This is a genomic window from Streptomonospora sediminis, assembly GCF_054778995.1.
Map to the genome: position 1 here is coordinate 1 of NZ_BAAGYZ010000102.1, position 15,193 is coordinate 15,193.

A 15,193-nucleotide genomic window follows, 5' to 3' on the forward strand; every position below is an offset into this window, starting at 1 on the left:
GGTCCGCTGCCGCCGCCGTCGCCGTCCGGCCCGGCGGGTCCCCCGCAGCAGCAGTGGGGCGCACGCGGCCGGTGACCGCCCGGCGCGGCCGCCTGCGGCCGTCACTGCCGGCTTTCCCGTCCGGACCGCCCGCGGGCCGGCCGCGGGCAAGGCCGCCGAGCGGACCCGTGTCCAACGGCAGGCGGCCTCACTCCCGCCAGGAGTTGAGGTAGTCGTGCTGGTCGGGGGTTAGGCGGTCGATTCCCACGCCCAACGCCTCCAGCTCCAGGCCGGCCACCTCCGTGTCGATCCCGGCGGGTACCTCCCACACCCCCGCGGCCAGGTCGGCGTGGGCCCCTGCGAGCCAGGCAACGGTCAGCGCCTGCACCGAGAAGGACATGTCCATCACGGCGGCGGGGTGGCCTTCGGCGGCACCCAGGTTGACCAGGCGCCCCTCGGCGAGCAGCACGATCCGGCGGCCGTCGGCGAGCACGTACTCGTCGGCCTGCGGGCGCACCTCGCGCCGGATGTCCACCGCCATCGCCTCCAGGGCGGGCAGGTCGATCTCGACGTCGAAGTGGCCGGAGTTCGCCAGCACCGCGCCGTCCTTCAGCGACGCCAGGTGCTCGGCGCGGATGATGTCGCGGTTGCCGGTGACGGTCACCAGCACGTCGCCGACCGGGGCCGCTTCGTCCATGGGCAGCACGGTGTAGCCCTGCATCACCGCGTCCAGCGCCTTGACCGGGTCGACCTCGGTGACGATGACGCGCGCGCCCAGGCCGCGGGCGCGCTCGGCCAGGCCCCGCCCGCAGTAGCCGAACCCGGCGACCACGACGGTGCGCCCGGCGATCATCGCGTTGGTGGCGCGCATGATCCCGTCCAGGGTCGACTGGCCGGTTCCGTAGCGGTTGTCGAACATCCGCTTGGTGGCGGTGTCGTTGACCGCGACCATGGGCACGTTCAACATTCCCTCGGCGCTCATCCGCCGCAGCCGGATGACACCGGTGGTGGTCTGCTCGCAGCCGCCCACCACCTGCGACAGCAGTTCCGGACGTTCCATGTGCGCGATGTTGACCAGGTCGCAACCGTCGTCCAGCAGCAGGTGCGGGCGCTGTTCGAGGACGGTGACCAGGTTGCGGTCATAGGAGGCGGGGTCCATTCCCGCCCGCGCGTAGACCGAGATGCCGTACTCGGCGACCAGTGCGGCCGCGGTGTCGTCCTGCGTGGACAGCGGGTTGGAGGCGGCCAGCGCGATCTCGGCGCCGCCGCCGCTCAGTGCCCGCAGCAGGTTGGCGGTCTCGGCCGTGACGTGCATACACGCGGCGATACGCATGCCTTCGAGCGGCCGCTGCGCCGCGAAGCGGTCGTGCACCTTGCGTAGCGCCGGCATTGCGCGCTCGGCCCATTCGACGCGGCGGACCCCGGCCTGAGCCAGGCCGAGGTCCGCGACGTCGCTATGCGGGAATGCCATCCGGGGATTATCCCAGGACCTGTGCCCGGTACCGCTTAGTAGCGGTAGTGGTCGGGCTTGTAGGGGCCGGCGACGTCGACGCCGATGTAGGCGGCCTGCTCCTTGCTGAGCTCGGTCAGCCGCACGCCGAGGGCGTCCAGGTGCAGCCGGGCGACCTTCTCGTCGAGAAGCTTCGGCAGCACGTAGACGTCCAGCGGGTACTCGCCGGGCTTGGTGAACAGCTCGATCTGGGCGATCGTCTGGTTGGTGAAGCTGTTGGACATCACGAAGCTCGGGTGCCCGGTGGCGTTGCCCAGGTTGAGCAGCCGGCCTTCGGACAGCACCAGGATGGTGTGGCCGTCGGAGAACCGGTACTCGTGCACCTGCGGCTTGATCTCGGTCTTCTCGATGCCCTGGATCTTCTCCAGGCCGGCCATGTCGATCTCGTTGTCGAAGTGGCCGACGTTGCCGACGATGGCCTGGTGCTTCATCCGCGACATGTGGTCGGCGGTGATGATGTCGAAGTTGCCGGTCGTGGTGATGAAGATGTCGGCGGTGGCGACATAGTCCTCGACGCGGGCGACCTCGTAGCCGTCCATCGCGGCCTGGAGGGCGTTGATCGGGTCGATCTCGGTGACGACCACGCGGGCGCCCTGGCCGCGCAGGGAGTCGGCCGAGCCCTTGCCGACATCGCCGTAACCGCAGACGACCGCGATCTTGCCGCCGATGAGGACGTCGGTGGCACGCATGATGCCGTCCGGCAGCGAGTGGCGGATGCCGTACTTGTTGTCGAACTTGCTCTTGGTGACCGAGTCGTTGACGTTGATCGCCGGGAAGAGCAGCTTGCCGTCGCGGTGCATCTCGTAGAGACGGTGCACGCCGGTGGTGGTCTCCTCGGTGACGCCCTTGATGCGCGAGGCGACCCGGGTCCACTTCTGCGGGTCGGCCGCAACGCTCTGCTTGAGCAGTTTGAGGAAGACCTGGAACTCTTCGGGGTCCTCAGCGGTGGGGGCGGGCACAGCGCCGGCCTTCTCGAACTCGGCGCCCTTGTGCACGAGCATGGTGGCGTCGCCGCCGTCGTCGAGGATCATGTTGGGACCCTCGCCGCCGGGCCAGGTCAGCGCCTGCTCAGTGCACCACCAGTACTCTTCGAGGGTCTCGCCCTTCCAGGCATAGACCGGCACGCCCTGGGGGTTGTCGGGGGTGCCGTTGGGGCCGACCACCGTGGCGGCGGCGGCGTGGTCCTGGGTGGAGAAGATGTTGCAGCTCACCCATCGGACCTCCGCACCGAGCGCGACCAGGGTCTCGATGAGCACCGCGGTCTGCACGGTCATGTGCAGAGAGCCCATGATCTTCGCGCCCTTGAGCGGCTGAGAGGGGCCGTACTCGCGGCGCGTGGCCATGAGGCCCGGCATCTCGTGCTCGGCCAGCCGGATCTCCTTGCGTCCGAACTCGGCCAGGGACAGGTCAGCGACTTTGTAGTCGAAGGACATGCGTGTTTACTCCTCCTGGTGGATGCGGACCGAGTCTAGAACGGGGCAGCGCCCCAGGGCACGACCACAGCGAAGGATTTGACGTTCCAGTGTCAGATTTGCTGGTCGCAATCGGGTGGAACGGCTAGGGTTGCCACCCATGGCGCATCCAGACAACCGCGCGGCAACCTCGCATTCCGCGCCGTTCGGCCCACCGGAGCACCCCGCTCGTGAGAGCCGCGGTGACTCCGCTCACGTTGACGCCCCCGCGGGCCACCGCTACCCGGGGCGCCAGGGCCGCCCCGCCGACCCGGAACCGCCTGCCGTGCCGATCTCCACCGCTGCGGAACGCCTGGGCACGACCCCTCGCATGCTGCGCTACCGCGAGGCCCTCGGGCTGGTCCCGCCGACCAAGGAGCAGCCCACCGGGCGCGGACACCGCCACCGCCGCTTCAGCGAGAACGACCTCAGCGCGGTATCGGCGGGCCTGGAGCTCGAAAACACCTACGACATCCCCCCGGCGGCACTGGCCTTCGCGCTGCGCGTGCTCGCCGAACCCGCGATCCTGGCCCAGGTCCGCTCCTTCGGCGAACGGGTCGGCCGCCTGGCCCCGGCCCCGGCCCGCGCGATGGACTTCGAGAAGCAGAAGGCCCTGCGCCTGCTCCAGCACCGCGGGCAGAGTCCGCAGCAGGGGGCCCGGCCGCCATCGGACGGGCAGCCACCTCGTTGAGGTGCCGCGGGTGAAGGCACGCGGTTCGGACGGTTTCTGCCCGGAACTCCGGAGGGGACTACAAGGGCTCCATGCTGTGCCGCCGAAGCCGCCAGACACCGGGAACCCTTCCCGTCGCATTCACGCACATCTCCTTGGGATTCGTGTGCAGGATCTCAATCAGCACGTCCCTTTTGACATTGTTCGGCAATAGGAACATGTGGACTTTCGCCGCCCTGTACGCCGCCAACTCGTGGGGACGCTGCAGGATCTTCTCGTCTTTGCCGATGACCGCCCAGCCATAAGGGGAGATCCTGGCCAGCCAATCTTCGTCACTTCGGCCGTCGGCGGATTCAATGCTTCCGTAGAGCTCCGCCGGCGTATGGACGACATAACCCAGGTCGACCAGGCATCTCCGGATCGACCGGCCGGCGATATTGGCGCCAAGGTAGAACTCAGGCGGCTCGGCCCAGTGAGATGCGTGCGGTACCCCGTACGGTGTCGAGGTCGAGCCCGAACTCATCGGCCACCACCTCGGGGTCCTCGTCGGCTCGGAGCATCCCGACCACGTCGGCCACACGGACCCCGGAACCGGCGAAATACGGCTGTCCGAAGAATCTGTGCGGATCGACGACCACGTTGTAAGGTTCGAACCGCATGATCCGGAGGCTCTCCGGGAATTTGTCGTCCGCCCACGTGATATATTTCAGATAGTCCTGCACTATTTCGCGCATCACATGCTGCCCCGTACGTCCTTCGACAAGCCCCTGCCCTGGCTCCGAACGGGCGAGATCCCAGAGGGCGTCGACCCCGTCCGTCGCGAGTTCGGGTGCCACCAGGACATACTCCCCGAACTCGCTACGCAGGTGCTCCAGAGCCGGCCGGATCTTATGTGGTCGGACCCCGGCATCGCGCAGCGCGTTCAGCACGTGGGCCTCAGCGAGAGCGATGAAGGGCATCGTCGCCACTGCCTCGTCCGTCGTTTTTTCGAGGACGTGGAGTAGGGGCGGGCTGCCGTCCTTCGTGCCGGCCCAACCGGCCAGGGTCTGCCGCTGCACATCGAGAAGGCGAGCGGCACCGCTGACCGTCGAGACACCCATGGTGAACCGAATGTCGTCCATCACTGTCCCTCCTGTCTCGATGCCATCCTCGCCGGTCGTGGCCTTGTTCGCCACCACAGCATGCGTTGCGCTTTTCAATACAGAGTCCGTCCGGTCTCCCGCGGGGAAAGATCGGCCAGATCGCCGCATCCGATCGCGGCCGTGTGGCAACCCGCGCCGCGTCCCGTTACAGGTCGGTGGCCGCCTCGATGCGGGTCTTGAGGGTGGGGGCCAGACTGCGCATGTAGGTGGTGGTGATGTGCGCGCTGTCCCAGTAGACGAGGATGTTGCCGATCACCGTCGGGCACTCGTTGCCTTGGCAGAGCTGGTCGGTGAAGTCCAGGAACGTGACGTTGCCGGGGACCTGGCCAGGGGCGTTCCGCAGGAGTTTCAGCGGTGAGACCCGGGCCATGGAGTGGCTGCGCTGGCCGATGCACTCGTCGGGTGCGCCCTCGGCGAGGCATTCGGGGGCGTTGAAGTCCAGCCGCGGGGTGTCGCGGACGGCGATCACGTCGATGCCCATCGCGTCGAGTTCGCGCCAGCGCTGCACGTAGCCGTCGACGACCACTTCGCCCACCAACCCGGACTCGGGGTCGAGGTTGGTGCGGGTCGCGTTGGTGAAGACGGCGTCGGGGTGCAGTTCCTGCAACTCGGCCATGACTCCGGCGTTCCATTCCATGCAGGAGTTGTAGACCTTGCCGTCGCGCATCTGCTCGGTGCCGGTGAACAGGCACGAACCCTTGATCATGTTCACGATGCGCCAGCGCTTTTCGTGCGCCAGTTCCTGCAGCGCCGGGAACCAGTGGGCGGCGTGGGAGGCGCCGACCAGTGCGATCGTGTGCTCATAGTCGTCGGGGCCGTAGGTGCAGGTGAGCACCTCCGAGCCGCGGATCTCCTGGTTGCAGCCGTCGGCGTAGGTGGCCGGCACGTCTTCGGCGGCGTTGGCGGGGTCGGGGTTGATGGGCACCGGGTTCTGCGCCGGTTTCGGGGATGCCGCGGCGGCCGAGGAGTCGATCGCCGCCGCGCCCGGGTAGTTCGTGGTCTGCGCGGCGGCGAGTTCCTGCTGGCGCTGCTGTTCGGCCAGATAGCCCGACCACACGCCCGCCGCCGCCAGCACCGGGACGATGAATGCGGCGCCGACCGACAGCGACCACAGTTTGCCCGGGCGGGCGCGGGTGAACGCGTCGACACCGTTCTCGGCGATCCACCGTGTCGCCACGGCCAGCACCATCGACACCGCGAGGATGAGGCAGCCCCCGGTGAGGCTGGGCTGGGTGCGGTCGGTGACCGCGAGGTAGCAGACCAGCACCGGCCAGTGCCACAGGTAGAGGGCGTAGGCGTGGTCGCCGATGTAGCCCATGGGGCGCCAGTTGAGCAGCCGGTCGGCGCCCACTGCGGAGTTCGTGGTGCCGGCGACGACCACCGCGGCGGCGGCCAGGGTCGGCCATAGCGCGATGTAGCCCGGGAAGAGCGTGGACACCTGCATCAGCAGCCCGCAGCCCACCAGCGCCGCCAGGCCGGCCCAGCCCAGCAGTACCCGCAGCCAGCGGTAGAGGCGTATGTGCGGGAGGGCGAGGACGAGCAGACCGCCCAGCGCGAGCTCCCACAGGCGGGCGCCGGTGTCGAAGTAGGCCCAGGGCTGGTTGGCTCCGGTCATGAACACGGAGTAGGCGAGTGAGGCGGCGAACACCAGCGTGAGCACGACGCCCGCGACGCGGCGCAGCGGCCGGCCGGCGGCGCGCGCCAGTAGTGCCGCCGCGGTGATGACGACCGGCCACAGCAGGTAGAACTGGCCCTGCACCGCCAGCGACCAGAAGTGCTGCACCGGGCCGGCGGTGCTGTTCTGGGCGAGGTAGTCGACCGAGTTGAGCGCCAGGTTCCAGTTCTCGAAGTACAGCGCCGAGGCGATCACTCCGGAGATCGTGTCGCGCCAGACCGTGGAGGGCAGGAACAGGTAGCTCGCCACGAGGATGCCGGCCAGCGCCACCGCGGATGCCGGGAACAGCCGCTTGGCCAGCCGGGTCCAGAACGCGGCGAAGTCGATCCTGCCGCGGCGTTCGGCCGTACGCAGCAGCGAACCAGTGATCAAAAAGCCGGTGAGCAGCAGGAAGACGTCCACGCCGCCGGAGACGCGGCTCAGCCAAATGTGGTAGATCGCGACGAGCAGCACCGCCACGGCCCGCAGCCCCTGGATCTCGGGGCGGTAGCCCGACCCGGCGGCCGGGGCCGGGCGGTCGCCGCTCGGTGGCTCCTCGGTGCTGGACGCGGGGGCGGGCGGGGGTGCGACTGCACCGGATGATGACGACGACTGCACGGGGACGGCTACCTCATTCACTGTCCGTGCCGGAGGCATGCGGGTCTCGCGGCGAGGCGTGGCGCAAAGCGCCGGTGGTTGCAAATGCGGAACACCGTCGGAGACGCCCGAAGCACACCGCCGGTTGTCCGGCGCGGGTGCCGCCGGCACGAGCGGGGCGGGGGGTGGTCCGGGTCCGGTGCGGATCGCAGATTACCGCGTTCGGGTGGACGAGCACACAGGCACGCGGGCACACGGAATGGACCGGCCCGCAAAAAACGGACGGACCGGGGCCTGCGCTTGGGGGGAACCCCTACTTCTAGTCAACCCGCCCGCACACCGGCGGCACCAGAAGAATTCCCGGCCTGTGCACAACCGCCCCGCCGGAACCGCAACCCTCGGGAGACCACCGATCCGGCCCCGAGCCCAGGTCCGAACCGCAGGTCCTGGTGCACGGATCCGCCGACCGCTCCGCGTGTCGCCCAGCAGCATGGCACCGCGGAATGATCATTGTGTATTCGGGTTAACAGACCAAGGATTAAAGGTGAACCATTGGCCACAACACGTGGTTGTTCCGGATTTGGGGGTTTTTCAGCTATGCCTGCTGTCTCGACCGCGCCGACCGCACTCCACGCGCCGACCGCGCTAGCCGCACCGCGGGGACCTGCCGCACCGGCCGCGCCCGCCCGAGCCACCGCACCGACCGGCGCATCCCCGGAATCCCCGAGATATCCGGTGTACCCGGGATCTCCGGCGCCCACCGCGAAGCACCCGCCCGCCGCCCGCAGCGCCCGTGCAGCACCGCGGTTACCACGGCACCCCGTCGGCCCGCCGCCCGGAGCACCCGAGCGGCCCGGAACCCCCGAGGCCAGCGCCGAATCCCACTGCCGCCCTACTTTGCGCGCTTTCTCCGAAGGATCACTACTAGCCGGGTTTTATCCGCCGTACCGCTGGCTACGGTGACATCGTGGACACCCGACAACGCGGTCGCACCCTTGGTCCGGAACGTTTCTCGGACACCGTACGCAGGCGGCTCGCGAACCTCGACCGCTTGCGCGAGGTGTGGACGGAACGCCGATGCTACGGGCGCAGCGGCAACGATCCCGCCGTCGACCGCGCCAGCGCCCGCTGGCGCGTCGAAACATTGCGGCTGCTGGCCGGCGCCGACAACCGGCCAGCCGAAACCCTCGCTGCCGAGGAGGACGCGTTCCTCGCGATGGCCGCGGACTGCCGCTCCGGCGTGCGGCTGACTCCGGAGTACTTCGAGGCCCTCGCGCACGGTGTGCCCGACTTCGCCCCGCCGCTACCCGCGCCGTCCGGAATCGGCGAGGTGCTCGCCGAGGCCGCCGCGGTCGAGACCCACCCGGTGATCCGCGCGGCGCACCTCTTCCTGACCTGCAGCGACGCCCTCGAATCCGGCCCCGCCGGCAACCCGGGCGCCGACCCGGTCAACGGCACACCCGCCGATACGGACGGCCCGCCACCGCACCTGCGCCCGCTCCCGTGGTGGCTCGCCGCCCTGTCGCTGATGCGCTCCGACCTCCCGCCGCCCGCGATCGACCGGCGCTGCCCGCCGGCGCCGGAGCCCACCGCTCCCGCACCGCCGCCCCCGCCGGGCGTCGCCGCGCCGCCGGGCGAGCCCGCACCGTCGCCGGTCGGACCGCCGTCGGCGGCAACCGTTCCGGCACCGCGTGCCGCCGACGACCGGCTGACCGCGTTCGTCCTGCAACTGGCGGATCTGGAGGCGGCTGCCCTGCGCTGGGAACTGAGCCGCCCGACGCGCAACCCGGCCACCGCACGCAAGGACCGGGGCCGCCTCGCCGCGGCGGTCCACCGCCGCATAGTCGAGCACCTGCGGGTGCGCTGCGCCTCGCTGCGCCTGGTGCTGCGCGAACTGGACCCCGGGTCCCGGGCGGTGGTCAGCAGCTCGACGGGGGGACCCGCGTTCACGCCTCCGGGCGGCGAGGACCGCGTACCCGGCGGCTCGTCCTCACGCGGGTTCTTCGGGGGCACCACCGAACCCGGCGGCACGGGGGCTACTCCCGAAACCTCACCGTCCTCCGCTGCGGCCCCGTCGTCCGGGCGCACCGCCGACGAGCCGACCGGCGACTCCGCAACCGCGACCACGACAAAGCCGGCCCGCGGCCCGGCCCGCGACGCCGTCGCCCCCTCGCCGGGCGAACGCCGCGACACCGCCGCCCAGCGCGCGCTGTTCACTCCGGGCGCCAACGAGTGGCAGGCCGCACTCGACGTCGACCTCGCCGACGGCGTACTGCAGCTGCTCGTGTTCGTCCAGGAGGTGGGTTCGGCCGCAACCGGCGTGCTCGCGGTTACCGCGGACGGCCGGATGACCACCGACGAGGGCGCCACCGACGTCTTGGAGCCGGGTTGCGCCGACTGCGTGACCCTGGTCCCCACCGACGGCGCCGACGACCGCTGGCCCGAGGTGGAGGCGTTCGTCGACGACGTCCTCTCCCGCTCCGTCGGCCAACTGACCCAGACGGCGCAGTACTGACGGCGGCTGTGCAGGTCGGTGGCGAGCATGCAGAAATGCCGTCTGAGCTTTGATATTTGGGCATTTCTGCATGATCATCGGTGCGTCGACCGGACCAAACAGACAAGCAGGACTTCTAAGGGGCCTAGTTCGAGCTCAGCGCCACCAGGAACAGCACCAGCAGCAGGATGATGATGGCGATCAGCACCGCCGGGACCACCCAGCCCTTGGACAGGATCGGGTCCTCGACCCGGCGCTGCGGCTGCTGGTTGGGGTGCTGCTGCATGTTCGGCGGCGGCCGGTTGGTCATGCCGGGGTTGCCGTACATGGTGTTGGGGCCGCCGGCCTGGGGCGGGGTGGGTGTCATCGGTCCGCGGGGCGCGCCGGTCATGTTGGGGTTGGGCGGCATCTGCGGCCCCGGGCCCATCTGCTGGTGCGGCGGGAAACCGCCCTGCTGCGGCGCTGCCTGCTGGGGGCCGGTCGGCGGCGGGGCCATGGGGCCGCCCTGGCCGGTGTAGTGGGCCGGGTAGGGGGTTTGCGGCCCGCTGGGGTTGGGCGGCGGGGTGGCCGGACCGCCGGGGCCGCTCGGGTGGCCGTGTGCGGGCGGCGCCATCGGGCCGGACGCGGGGGTCTGCGGTCCGCTGATCGGCCCCGCCTCGGCGATGCGCGCGCCCTCGTGGAGCGCGGCGTCGGCGGTGACCGCGCTTTCGTGGCCCAATAGCCGCATCAGCAGCTCCTGGGCGGTGGGCCTGCGGGCCGGGTCCTTGTCCAGGCAGGCCTGCACGATGCCCACCAGCGACTCCGGCAGCCCTTCCAGGTTGGGCGGCGCGCTGACCACGCGGTGCACGACGGCGGGCACGCTGTCGGTGCCGAACGGCGCGTTGCCCGTGGACGCGAAGGCGATGACGCAGCCCCAGGCGAACACGTCGACCTTGGGGGTCATCTCCTGGCCCTCGATCTGCTCGGGGGCCATGTAGGAGGGGGTTCCCACGATCGAGTTGGTCATGGTCGCGGTGCCGTCGGACATGCGCGCGATCCCGAAGTCGATCACGCGGGGGCCGTCGGGGCCCAGCAGCACGTTGCCTGGCTTGAAGTCGCGGTGCACGATGCCCGCCTGGTGGATGGCCACCAGCGCGGTCGCCGTCGAGACCGCCAACCGCTGCAGGGACGCCCCCTTGTGCGGTCCCTTGGCGGCCACGACCTCCTGCAGCGACTGCCCGGGCACATACTCGGAGACGACGTAGGGGGGATCCTGGTCGAGCTGGGCGTCCTGGATCGCGGCGGTGCAGAACGACGCGACCTTCTGGGCCGCGCGCACCTCCTTGGCGAACCGTTTGCGGAGATCGTCGTCCTGCGACCACTGGTCGTTCAGGACCTTGATGGCGAACTCCTCGCCCTCGTCGTTGCGGCCGAGATAGACCACACCCTGGCCGCCTTTCCCCAGGCGTCCGACCACGCTGTAGCCGCCGAACGAGGCGGGGTCGTTCGGCGACAGCGACTCGGGACCGGGCATCGATCTCCTCCAGATGCGGTCGTGGCTGGCGCTAACGCACGACCAGCGGATGGGCTAGCGGATCCGCGCCGTAGGCGACGGCTATGTACACAGTGGCGTAATCGATTAGAGCGATCAAACCGGCGATTCGTTCCATTGCGCTTGCTTGCGGCGCGGAGAATTCGCTGACGCCGAGGCCTTGTTCACGGACGGTGTCCGCGGCGGCCGCCAGGTCGCGGGCTGCTGCGGGCCCTTCCTCCGGATCGCGCAGGAGGACCAGCCGCATGGCCGCGGTGGGGTCCTCAACAGGGTCGTCGAAGATCGACCGCGGGCCGGTGCCGCCGAACGGCCCGTGTGCGACGGCGATCTGGCCGTCGAGCATTGCGGGCGCCCGGCCGCAGACCGCAGGATATCCGGCGACGGCCGCGCAACGGGAGGCGAAGTAGCCGGCCGCGGCCTCGGCGACGGGTGTTCCGCCGCACACCAGCGGGATACTGCCGGCGATACCGATCGCCGCGGTCTTCGCTTCGTTCTCCCAGCTTTCGATGGCGGGCCCGTAGTCGACGGCCGCCTGCTCCAGACGCGCAGCCGCCGCCTCGTAGGCGGCCTCGGGCGGTGCGGCGAGCCCGGCCCGCTCGGCCGCTCCGAGCAGCGCGACCGCGGGCTCCCAGGGTGATTCGGGGCCCGCTGCGACCTGGGGAAGCACGATGGAGGGGGCGCGGCCCTGCTCGGCGATCGCCGCGAGGGGATTGTCCCGCGGGCCGATGGCCAGGAAACGGCAGCCGCGCCGCACGGCCTCGGCCGCGCACTCGCGCACCCATTCGGGAATCTGGCCGGTTGTGGACGCGGTGGCGGCGACCAGATCGTGGCTGCCGACCCAGCCGGGCAGCCGGTAGTCGCGCACGGTCACCACCGGGATGGGGCAGCCGGTGCCGAGCACCGCGGCGAGGATCTCGCCGGCGGAACCCGCGGCGCCGCCGCCGACCACCACGATGGAGCGGGGACGCCCCTCGTCGGTCAGGGCCTGCAGCGGTGCTTCGTTCGCGGCCGTGCGCGCGGCCCGCAGCCGCGCCGCCGCTGCGGCGGCGCCGCGCAGCGCATCAGCCCCGGCCTGCGGGTCGTCCAGCCGGAACTCGTCGAACTCGTGGGCCATGGGTTCCCTTCGCCATTGCCGGCGCCGCTCGGGCCGCGGGCGGTACCGGCAACCGGTGCACGCTCGGCCGACCGCCGCTGCAGGGCCGGGCCAGGGGCATACTGCGGCCGAAGCAGGCCGCGCCGGGCCCGCCGAAGCAGGCCGCGCCGGGCCCGCCGGAGCGGGCCCGACCTGCCCTACCGGGCCGGACCGGTGCCGGCCCGCCGCAGCGGCCCGGCACCGGCACCGCAACGGCTTCAGTCGATGACGCGGGCCTCGTCCACCAGCAGCACCGGGATACCGTCGCGGATCGGGTAGGCCAGTCCGCTTTCGTCGCAGACCAGTTCGCCGGCTTCTTCGTCGAGCCGCAGCGGCGCCTTGCTCTTGGGGCAGGCCAGGATCTCCAGCAGCCAGTCGTCGATTTTCGCGGTCATCGCGGTATTCCCGTCTGGTGGTCGTTGGGCGCCGGGCGCCCGGTCATGCGCGGATGATGGCGAGCACGTCGTCGCGCAGCCCGGCCATCGCGGCGGAGTCGGGGGCCTCCACGTTGAGCCGCAGCAGCGGCTCGGTGTTGGAGGCGCGCAGGTTGAACCAGGAGCCGTCGGCCAGGGTGATGGTCAGCCCGTCGAGGTGGTCGATCCCGGCCGCCCGGCCGGAATAGGCCTGCTCGACGGCAGCCGCCCGCTCCTGCTGGTCGGCGACCTCGGAGTTGACCTCGCCGGAGGCCGCGTAGCGCGTGTACTCCGCGGTGATCTCCGAGAGCGTGCGGGTGTCGTTGCCGAGCACGCGCAGCACGTGCATCGCCGCGAGCATACCGGTGTCGGCCCGCCAGAAGTCGCGGAAGTAGTAGTGGGCGGAGTGCTCGCCACCGAAGATGGCTCCGGTTTCGGCCATGGTCGCCTTGATGAAGGAGTGGCCCACCCGGGTGCGCACCGGTTCGCCGCCGTGCTCGCGCACGACCTCGGGCACGGAGTTGGAGGTGATGAGGTTGTGGATGACGGTGGCGCCGGGCTCCTTGGCCAACTCCTGCACCGCGACCAGCGCCGTGATCGCAGAGGGCGGGACCGGTTCGCCGCGCTCGTCGACCACGAAGCAGCGGTCGGCGTCGCCGTCGAAGGCCAGCCCGATGTCGGCTCCGGTCTCGCGCACCCTGGCCTGCAGGTCGACCAGGTTGGCGTAGTCGAGCGGGTTGGCGGGGTGGTTGGGGAAGGTGCCGTCGAGCTCGAAGTACAGCGGGTCGATGGACAGCGGCAGCGGCCCCAACCGTTCGGTACCCAGCACGGCGGGGACGGTGTAGCCGCCCATGCCGTTGCCGGCGTCGATGGCGACCCGCAGCGGCCGGCAGTCCGACAGGTCGACCAGGGAGCGCAGGTAGCCGGCGTACTCGGTGACCAGGTCGCGCTCGGTGATGGTGCCGCGAACGCCTTCGGTCTCGGGTACGCCGCGTTCGGCGAGGCGGCGGATCTCCTCCAGCCCGCTGTCGGAGCCTACGGGAGCGGCGCCGGCCCGGCACATCTTGATCCCGTTGTACTGGGCGGGGTTGTGGCTGGCGGTGAACATGGCGCCGGGCATGTCCAGGTGGCCCGCAGCGAAGTAGAGCATGTCGGTGGAGCCGAGCCCGGCCATCACCACATCGACGCCCTGCCCGCACACGCCTTCGGCAAAGGCCGTGGCCAGCTCCGGCGAGGAGGGCCGCATGTCGTAGGCGACCACCGCGGTGGGGCCGCCGACCGTGCGCGCGAATGCCGCACCGATCGCGCGTGCTCGGGTGGCGTCGAGAGTGTCGGGTACGACCCCTCGGATGTCGTAAGCCTTGAAGATGTCGCCGAGGTCACCCACACGTTGCTCCGGATCCGGTCGTAATCGGGGCTGTCGCGGGCGGTGCCCCTGGCGCGGCGCAACGGGTGCGGCTCGCGGGGCGGGTGCCGTCCACGTGGTCCCAAGCTATCAAGGGCGCGCTGCGGGCCCGCGGATCCCGGGTGGCAACGCAGTGCGGGCACCGGCCGGGGTGCAGCGCCGCGGCACCGGGTTAGGCGTCGTGGCCGGGCCGGGCGGAGGGCGGTGCGGAGGGGGGATCGTGCTGCGTTTGGTTTTCGGCGGATTTGACCACCCGCAGGTGTCCGCGCCGGTTGGTTTCGACGCCTTGGCCGACAGGGCTGTCGGCGGCGGGCGGGCGGGCGGCCTCGCGTACCGCGTCGGCTAACGCCTCAAGGTCGTCGCTGCCGGGCGGGCCGGCGGAGGAGTCGGCGGGCAGCCGCACGACCTCCCAACCGCGGGGAGCGGTGAGCCGATCGGCGTGCATGGCGCAGAGGTCGTAGCAGTGCGGTTCGGCGTAGGCGGCGAGCGGACCGAGCACGGCCGTGGAGTCGGCGTAGACATAAGTGAGCGTGAAGACTGCGGGCTGCCGGCACGCTGTGCGCGAGCAGCGTCGGACGACGCTCACGGGCATCGACCTTATGCCCTTCCCCCGCCGCACGCCAGCGTCCCTCCGCTGTGTCCTGCAGATGAAGGCGATCCGCCGCGGGTGCTGCAAGTCGGCCGCGGATGGCATAGTCTCGGACTGTGCGACGAGTGCACCTTGATAGGGCTCAAGCCGACCGAGTACGACGTCGAGACCGGCGCGGGCGTGGTGTCCGCGGACCCTTGGCGCCGCCTGAACTACCCATGAGCCGCACCCGGGCGCAAGTCTTCGACGACCTCGTGCTCGATGCCGTCGAGCGCTTGGAGCGCCATTGGGCGCGCGAGCTCGCCAGTGTCGAGTTCCTGGTCGAGGACGTCCCCCGGGTCCCCCGCGGGGTCACAGCCGAGGACGGCATACCTTTCTCGCGGTTGGAATCCGCCGGTGCCGGGCAGGCGCGCATCATCGTCTACCGCAGGCCGGTCGAGGTCCGCACCCGCGAGCCCGAGGAGATGGCCCTGCTCGTCTACGACACCGTGGTCGAGGAGGTCGCCAACCTGCTCGGGTTGGAACCTGAGACCGTCGACCCCGAAACCTGACCGCCGGAACCGGGGCCGCCCCCGTTTGCGTGTTCAGCACCTCCGCGGGGCACCGCCGACAGCGCCCAGCGCCCG

General features: G+C 70.8%; 13 protein-coding genes. 3 read left to right on the plus strand and 10 right to left on the minus strand.

Annotated features, from left to right (window positions below):
* Window positions 1-187: 187 nt before the first annotated feature.
* Both ahcY (ACYVD5_RS19385) and ahcY (ACYVD5_RS19390) read right to left on the minus strand, forming a co-directional pair.
* Entirely contained in the window at window positions 188-1,450 is a 1,263-nt protein-coding gene (ahcY, locus tag ACYVD5_RS19385) for an adenosylhomocysteinase (protein ID WP_461002499.1), read from the minus strand.
* Window positions 1,451-1,485: 35 nt separating this feature from the next.
* The gene (ahcY, locus tag ACYVD5_RS19390; RefSeq protein WP_461002500.1) at window positions 1,486-2,922 is read right to left on the minus strand and encodes an adenosylhomocysteinase; all 1,437 of its coding nucleotides are present in this window, start codon (window positions 2,920-2,922) and stop codon (window positions 1,486-1,488) included.
* A gap of 349 nt (window positions 2,923-3,271) precedes the next feature.
* Between ahcY (ACYVD5_RS19390) and ACYVD5_RS19395 the strand changes: the two genes are divergently transcribed.
* Window positions 3,272-3,631 carry a MerR family transcriptional regulator gene (locus tag ACYVD5_RS19395; RefSeq protein WP_461002571.1) on the plus strand — a complete coding sequence of 120 codons (360 nt, stop codon included), beginning with the start codon at window positions 3,272-3,274 and terminating at the stop codon, window positions 3,629-3,631.
* Between the two features lie 58 nt (window positions 3,632-3,689).
* On the opposite strand, the gene ACYVD5_RS19400 is transcribed toward ACYVD5_RS19395, so the two are convergent.
* From ACYVD5_RS19400 to ACYVD5_RS19410, 3 genes are all read right to left on the minus strand, one after another.
* Window positions 3,690-4,133: a PIN-like domain-containing protein gene (locus tag ACYVD5_RS19400; protein ID WP_461002501.1), complete on the minus strand. Its 444-nt coding sequence runs from the start codon at window positions 4,131-4,133 to the stop codon at window positions 3,690-3,692.
* Window positions 4,066-4,788, minus strand: coding sequence for a DUF433 domain-containing protein (locus ACYVD5_RS19405; protein WP_461002502.1), 723 nt, complete (start codon window positions 4,786-4,788; stop codon window positions 4,066-4,068). Before ACYVD5_RS19405 ends, ACYVD5_RS19400 begins: the two co-directional genes overlap by 68 nt.
* A gap of 109 nt (window positions 4,789-4,897) precedes the next feature.
* Window positions 4,898-7,024 carry an acyltransferase family protein gene (locus ACYVD5_RS19410; RefSeq protein ID WP_461002503.1) on the minus strand — a complete coding sequence of 709 codons (2,127 nt, stop codon included), beginning with the start codon at window positions 7,022-7,024 and terminating at the stop codon, window positions 4,898-4,900.
* Window positions 7,025-7,970: 946 nt separating this feature from the next.
* Here ACYVD5_RS19410 and ACYVD5_RS19415 point away from each other — a divergent pair.
* Entirely contained in the window at window positions 7,971-9,518 is a 1,548-nt protein-coding gene (locus tag ACYVD5_RS19415; RefSeq protein WP_461002504.1) for a hypothetical protein, read from the plus strand.
* Between the two features lie 124 nt (window positions 9,519-9,642).
* Here ACYVD5_RS19415 and ACYVD5_RS19420 read toward each other — a convergent pair whose 3' ends face one another.
* The 5 genes from ACYVD5_RS19420 to ACYVD5_RS19440 all read right to left on the minus strand — a co-directional run bounded on the left by ACYVD5_RS19420 (window position 9,643) and on the right by ACYVD5_RS19440 (window position 14,564).
* Window positions 9,643-11,010, minus strand: a complete 1,368-nt coding sequence (locus tag ACYVD5_RS19420; RefSeq protein WP_461002505.1) for a serine/threonine-protein kinase — start codon at window positions 11,008-11,010, stop codon at window positions 9,643-9,645.
* A 31-nt stretch (window positions 11,011-11,041) separates the two neighbouring features.
* A complete protein-coding gene (locus ACYVD5_RS19425; RefSeq protein ID WP_461002506.1) occupies window positions 11,042-12,142 on the minus strand; it encodes an SIS domain-containing protein in 1,101 nt (366 codons plus the stop codon).
* 236 nt (window positions 12,143-12,378) lie between these two features.
* The gene (locus ACYVD5_RS19430; RefSeq protein ID WP_461002507.1) at window positions 12,379-12,555 is read right to left on the minus strand and encodes a Trm112 family protein; all 177 of its coding nucleotides are present in this window, start codon (window positions 12,553-12,555) and stop codon (window positions 12,379-12,381) included.
* A gap of 43 nt (window positions 12,556-12,598) precedes the next feature.
* Window positions 12,599-13,960: a phosphomannomutase/phosphoglucomutase gene (locus tag ACYVD5_RS19435; RefSeq protein WP_461002508.1), complete on the minus strand. Its 1,362-nt coding sequence runs from the start codon at window positions 13,958-13,960 to the stop codon at window positions 12,599-12,601.
* Window positions 13,961-14,150: 190 nt separating this feature from the next.
* Window positions 14,151-14,564: a DUF3499 domain-containing protein gene (locus ACYVD5_RS19440; protein ID WP_461002509.1), complete on the minus strand. Its 414-nt coding sequence runs from the start codon at window positions 14,562-14,564 to the stop codon at window positions 14,151-14,153.
* A gap of 128 nt (window positions 14,565-14,692) precedes the next feature.
* Between ACYVD5_RS19440 and ACYVD5_RS19445 the strand changes: the two genes are divergently transcribed.
* Window positions 14,693-15,118: a metallopeptidase family protein gene (locus ACYVD5_RS19445; RefSeq protein WP_461002510.1), complete on the plus strand. Its 426-nt coding sequence runs from the start codon at window positions 14,693-14,695 to the stop codon at window positions 15,116-15,118.
* The last annotated feature ends 75 nt before the right edge of the window (window positions 15,119-15,193 follow it).

Coding starts and splice junctions, on each gene's coding strand:
- ahcY (WP_461002499.1), bottom strand. CDS start 1,450: ATGGCATTCCCGCATAGCGACGTCGCGGACCTCGGCCTGGCTCAGGCC.
- ahcY (WP_461002500.1), bottom strand. CDS start 2,922: ATGTCCTTCGACTACAAAGTCGCTGACCTGTCCCTGGCCGAGTTCGGA.
- ACYVD5_RS19395 (WP_461002571.1), top strand. CDS start 3,272: ATGCTGCGCTACCGCGAGGCCCTCGGGCTGGTCCCGCCGACCAAGGAG.
- ACYVD5_RS19400 (WP_461002501.1), bottom strand. CDS start 4,133: ATGAGTTCGGGCTCGACCTCGACACCGTACGGGGTACCGCACGCATCT.
- ACYVD5_RS19420 (WP_461002505.1), bottom strand. CDS start 11,010: ATGCCCGGTCCCGAGTCGCTGTCGCCGAACGACCCCGCCTCGTTCGGC.
- ACYVD5_RS19425 (WP_461002506.1), bottom strand. CDS start 12,142: ATGGCCCACGAGTTCGACGAGTTCCGGCTGGACGACCCGCAGGCCGGG.
- ACYVD5_RS19430 (WP_461002507.1), bottom strand. CDS start 12,555: ATGACCGCGAAAATCGACGACTGGCTGCTGGAGATCCTGGCCTGCCCC.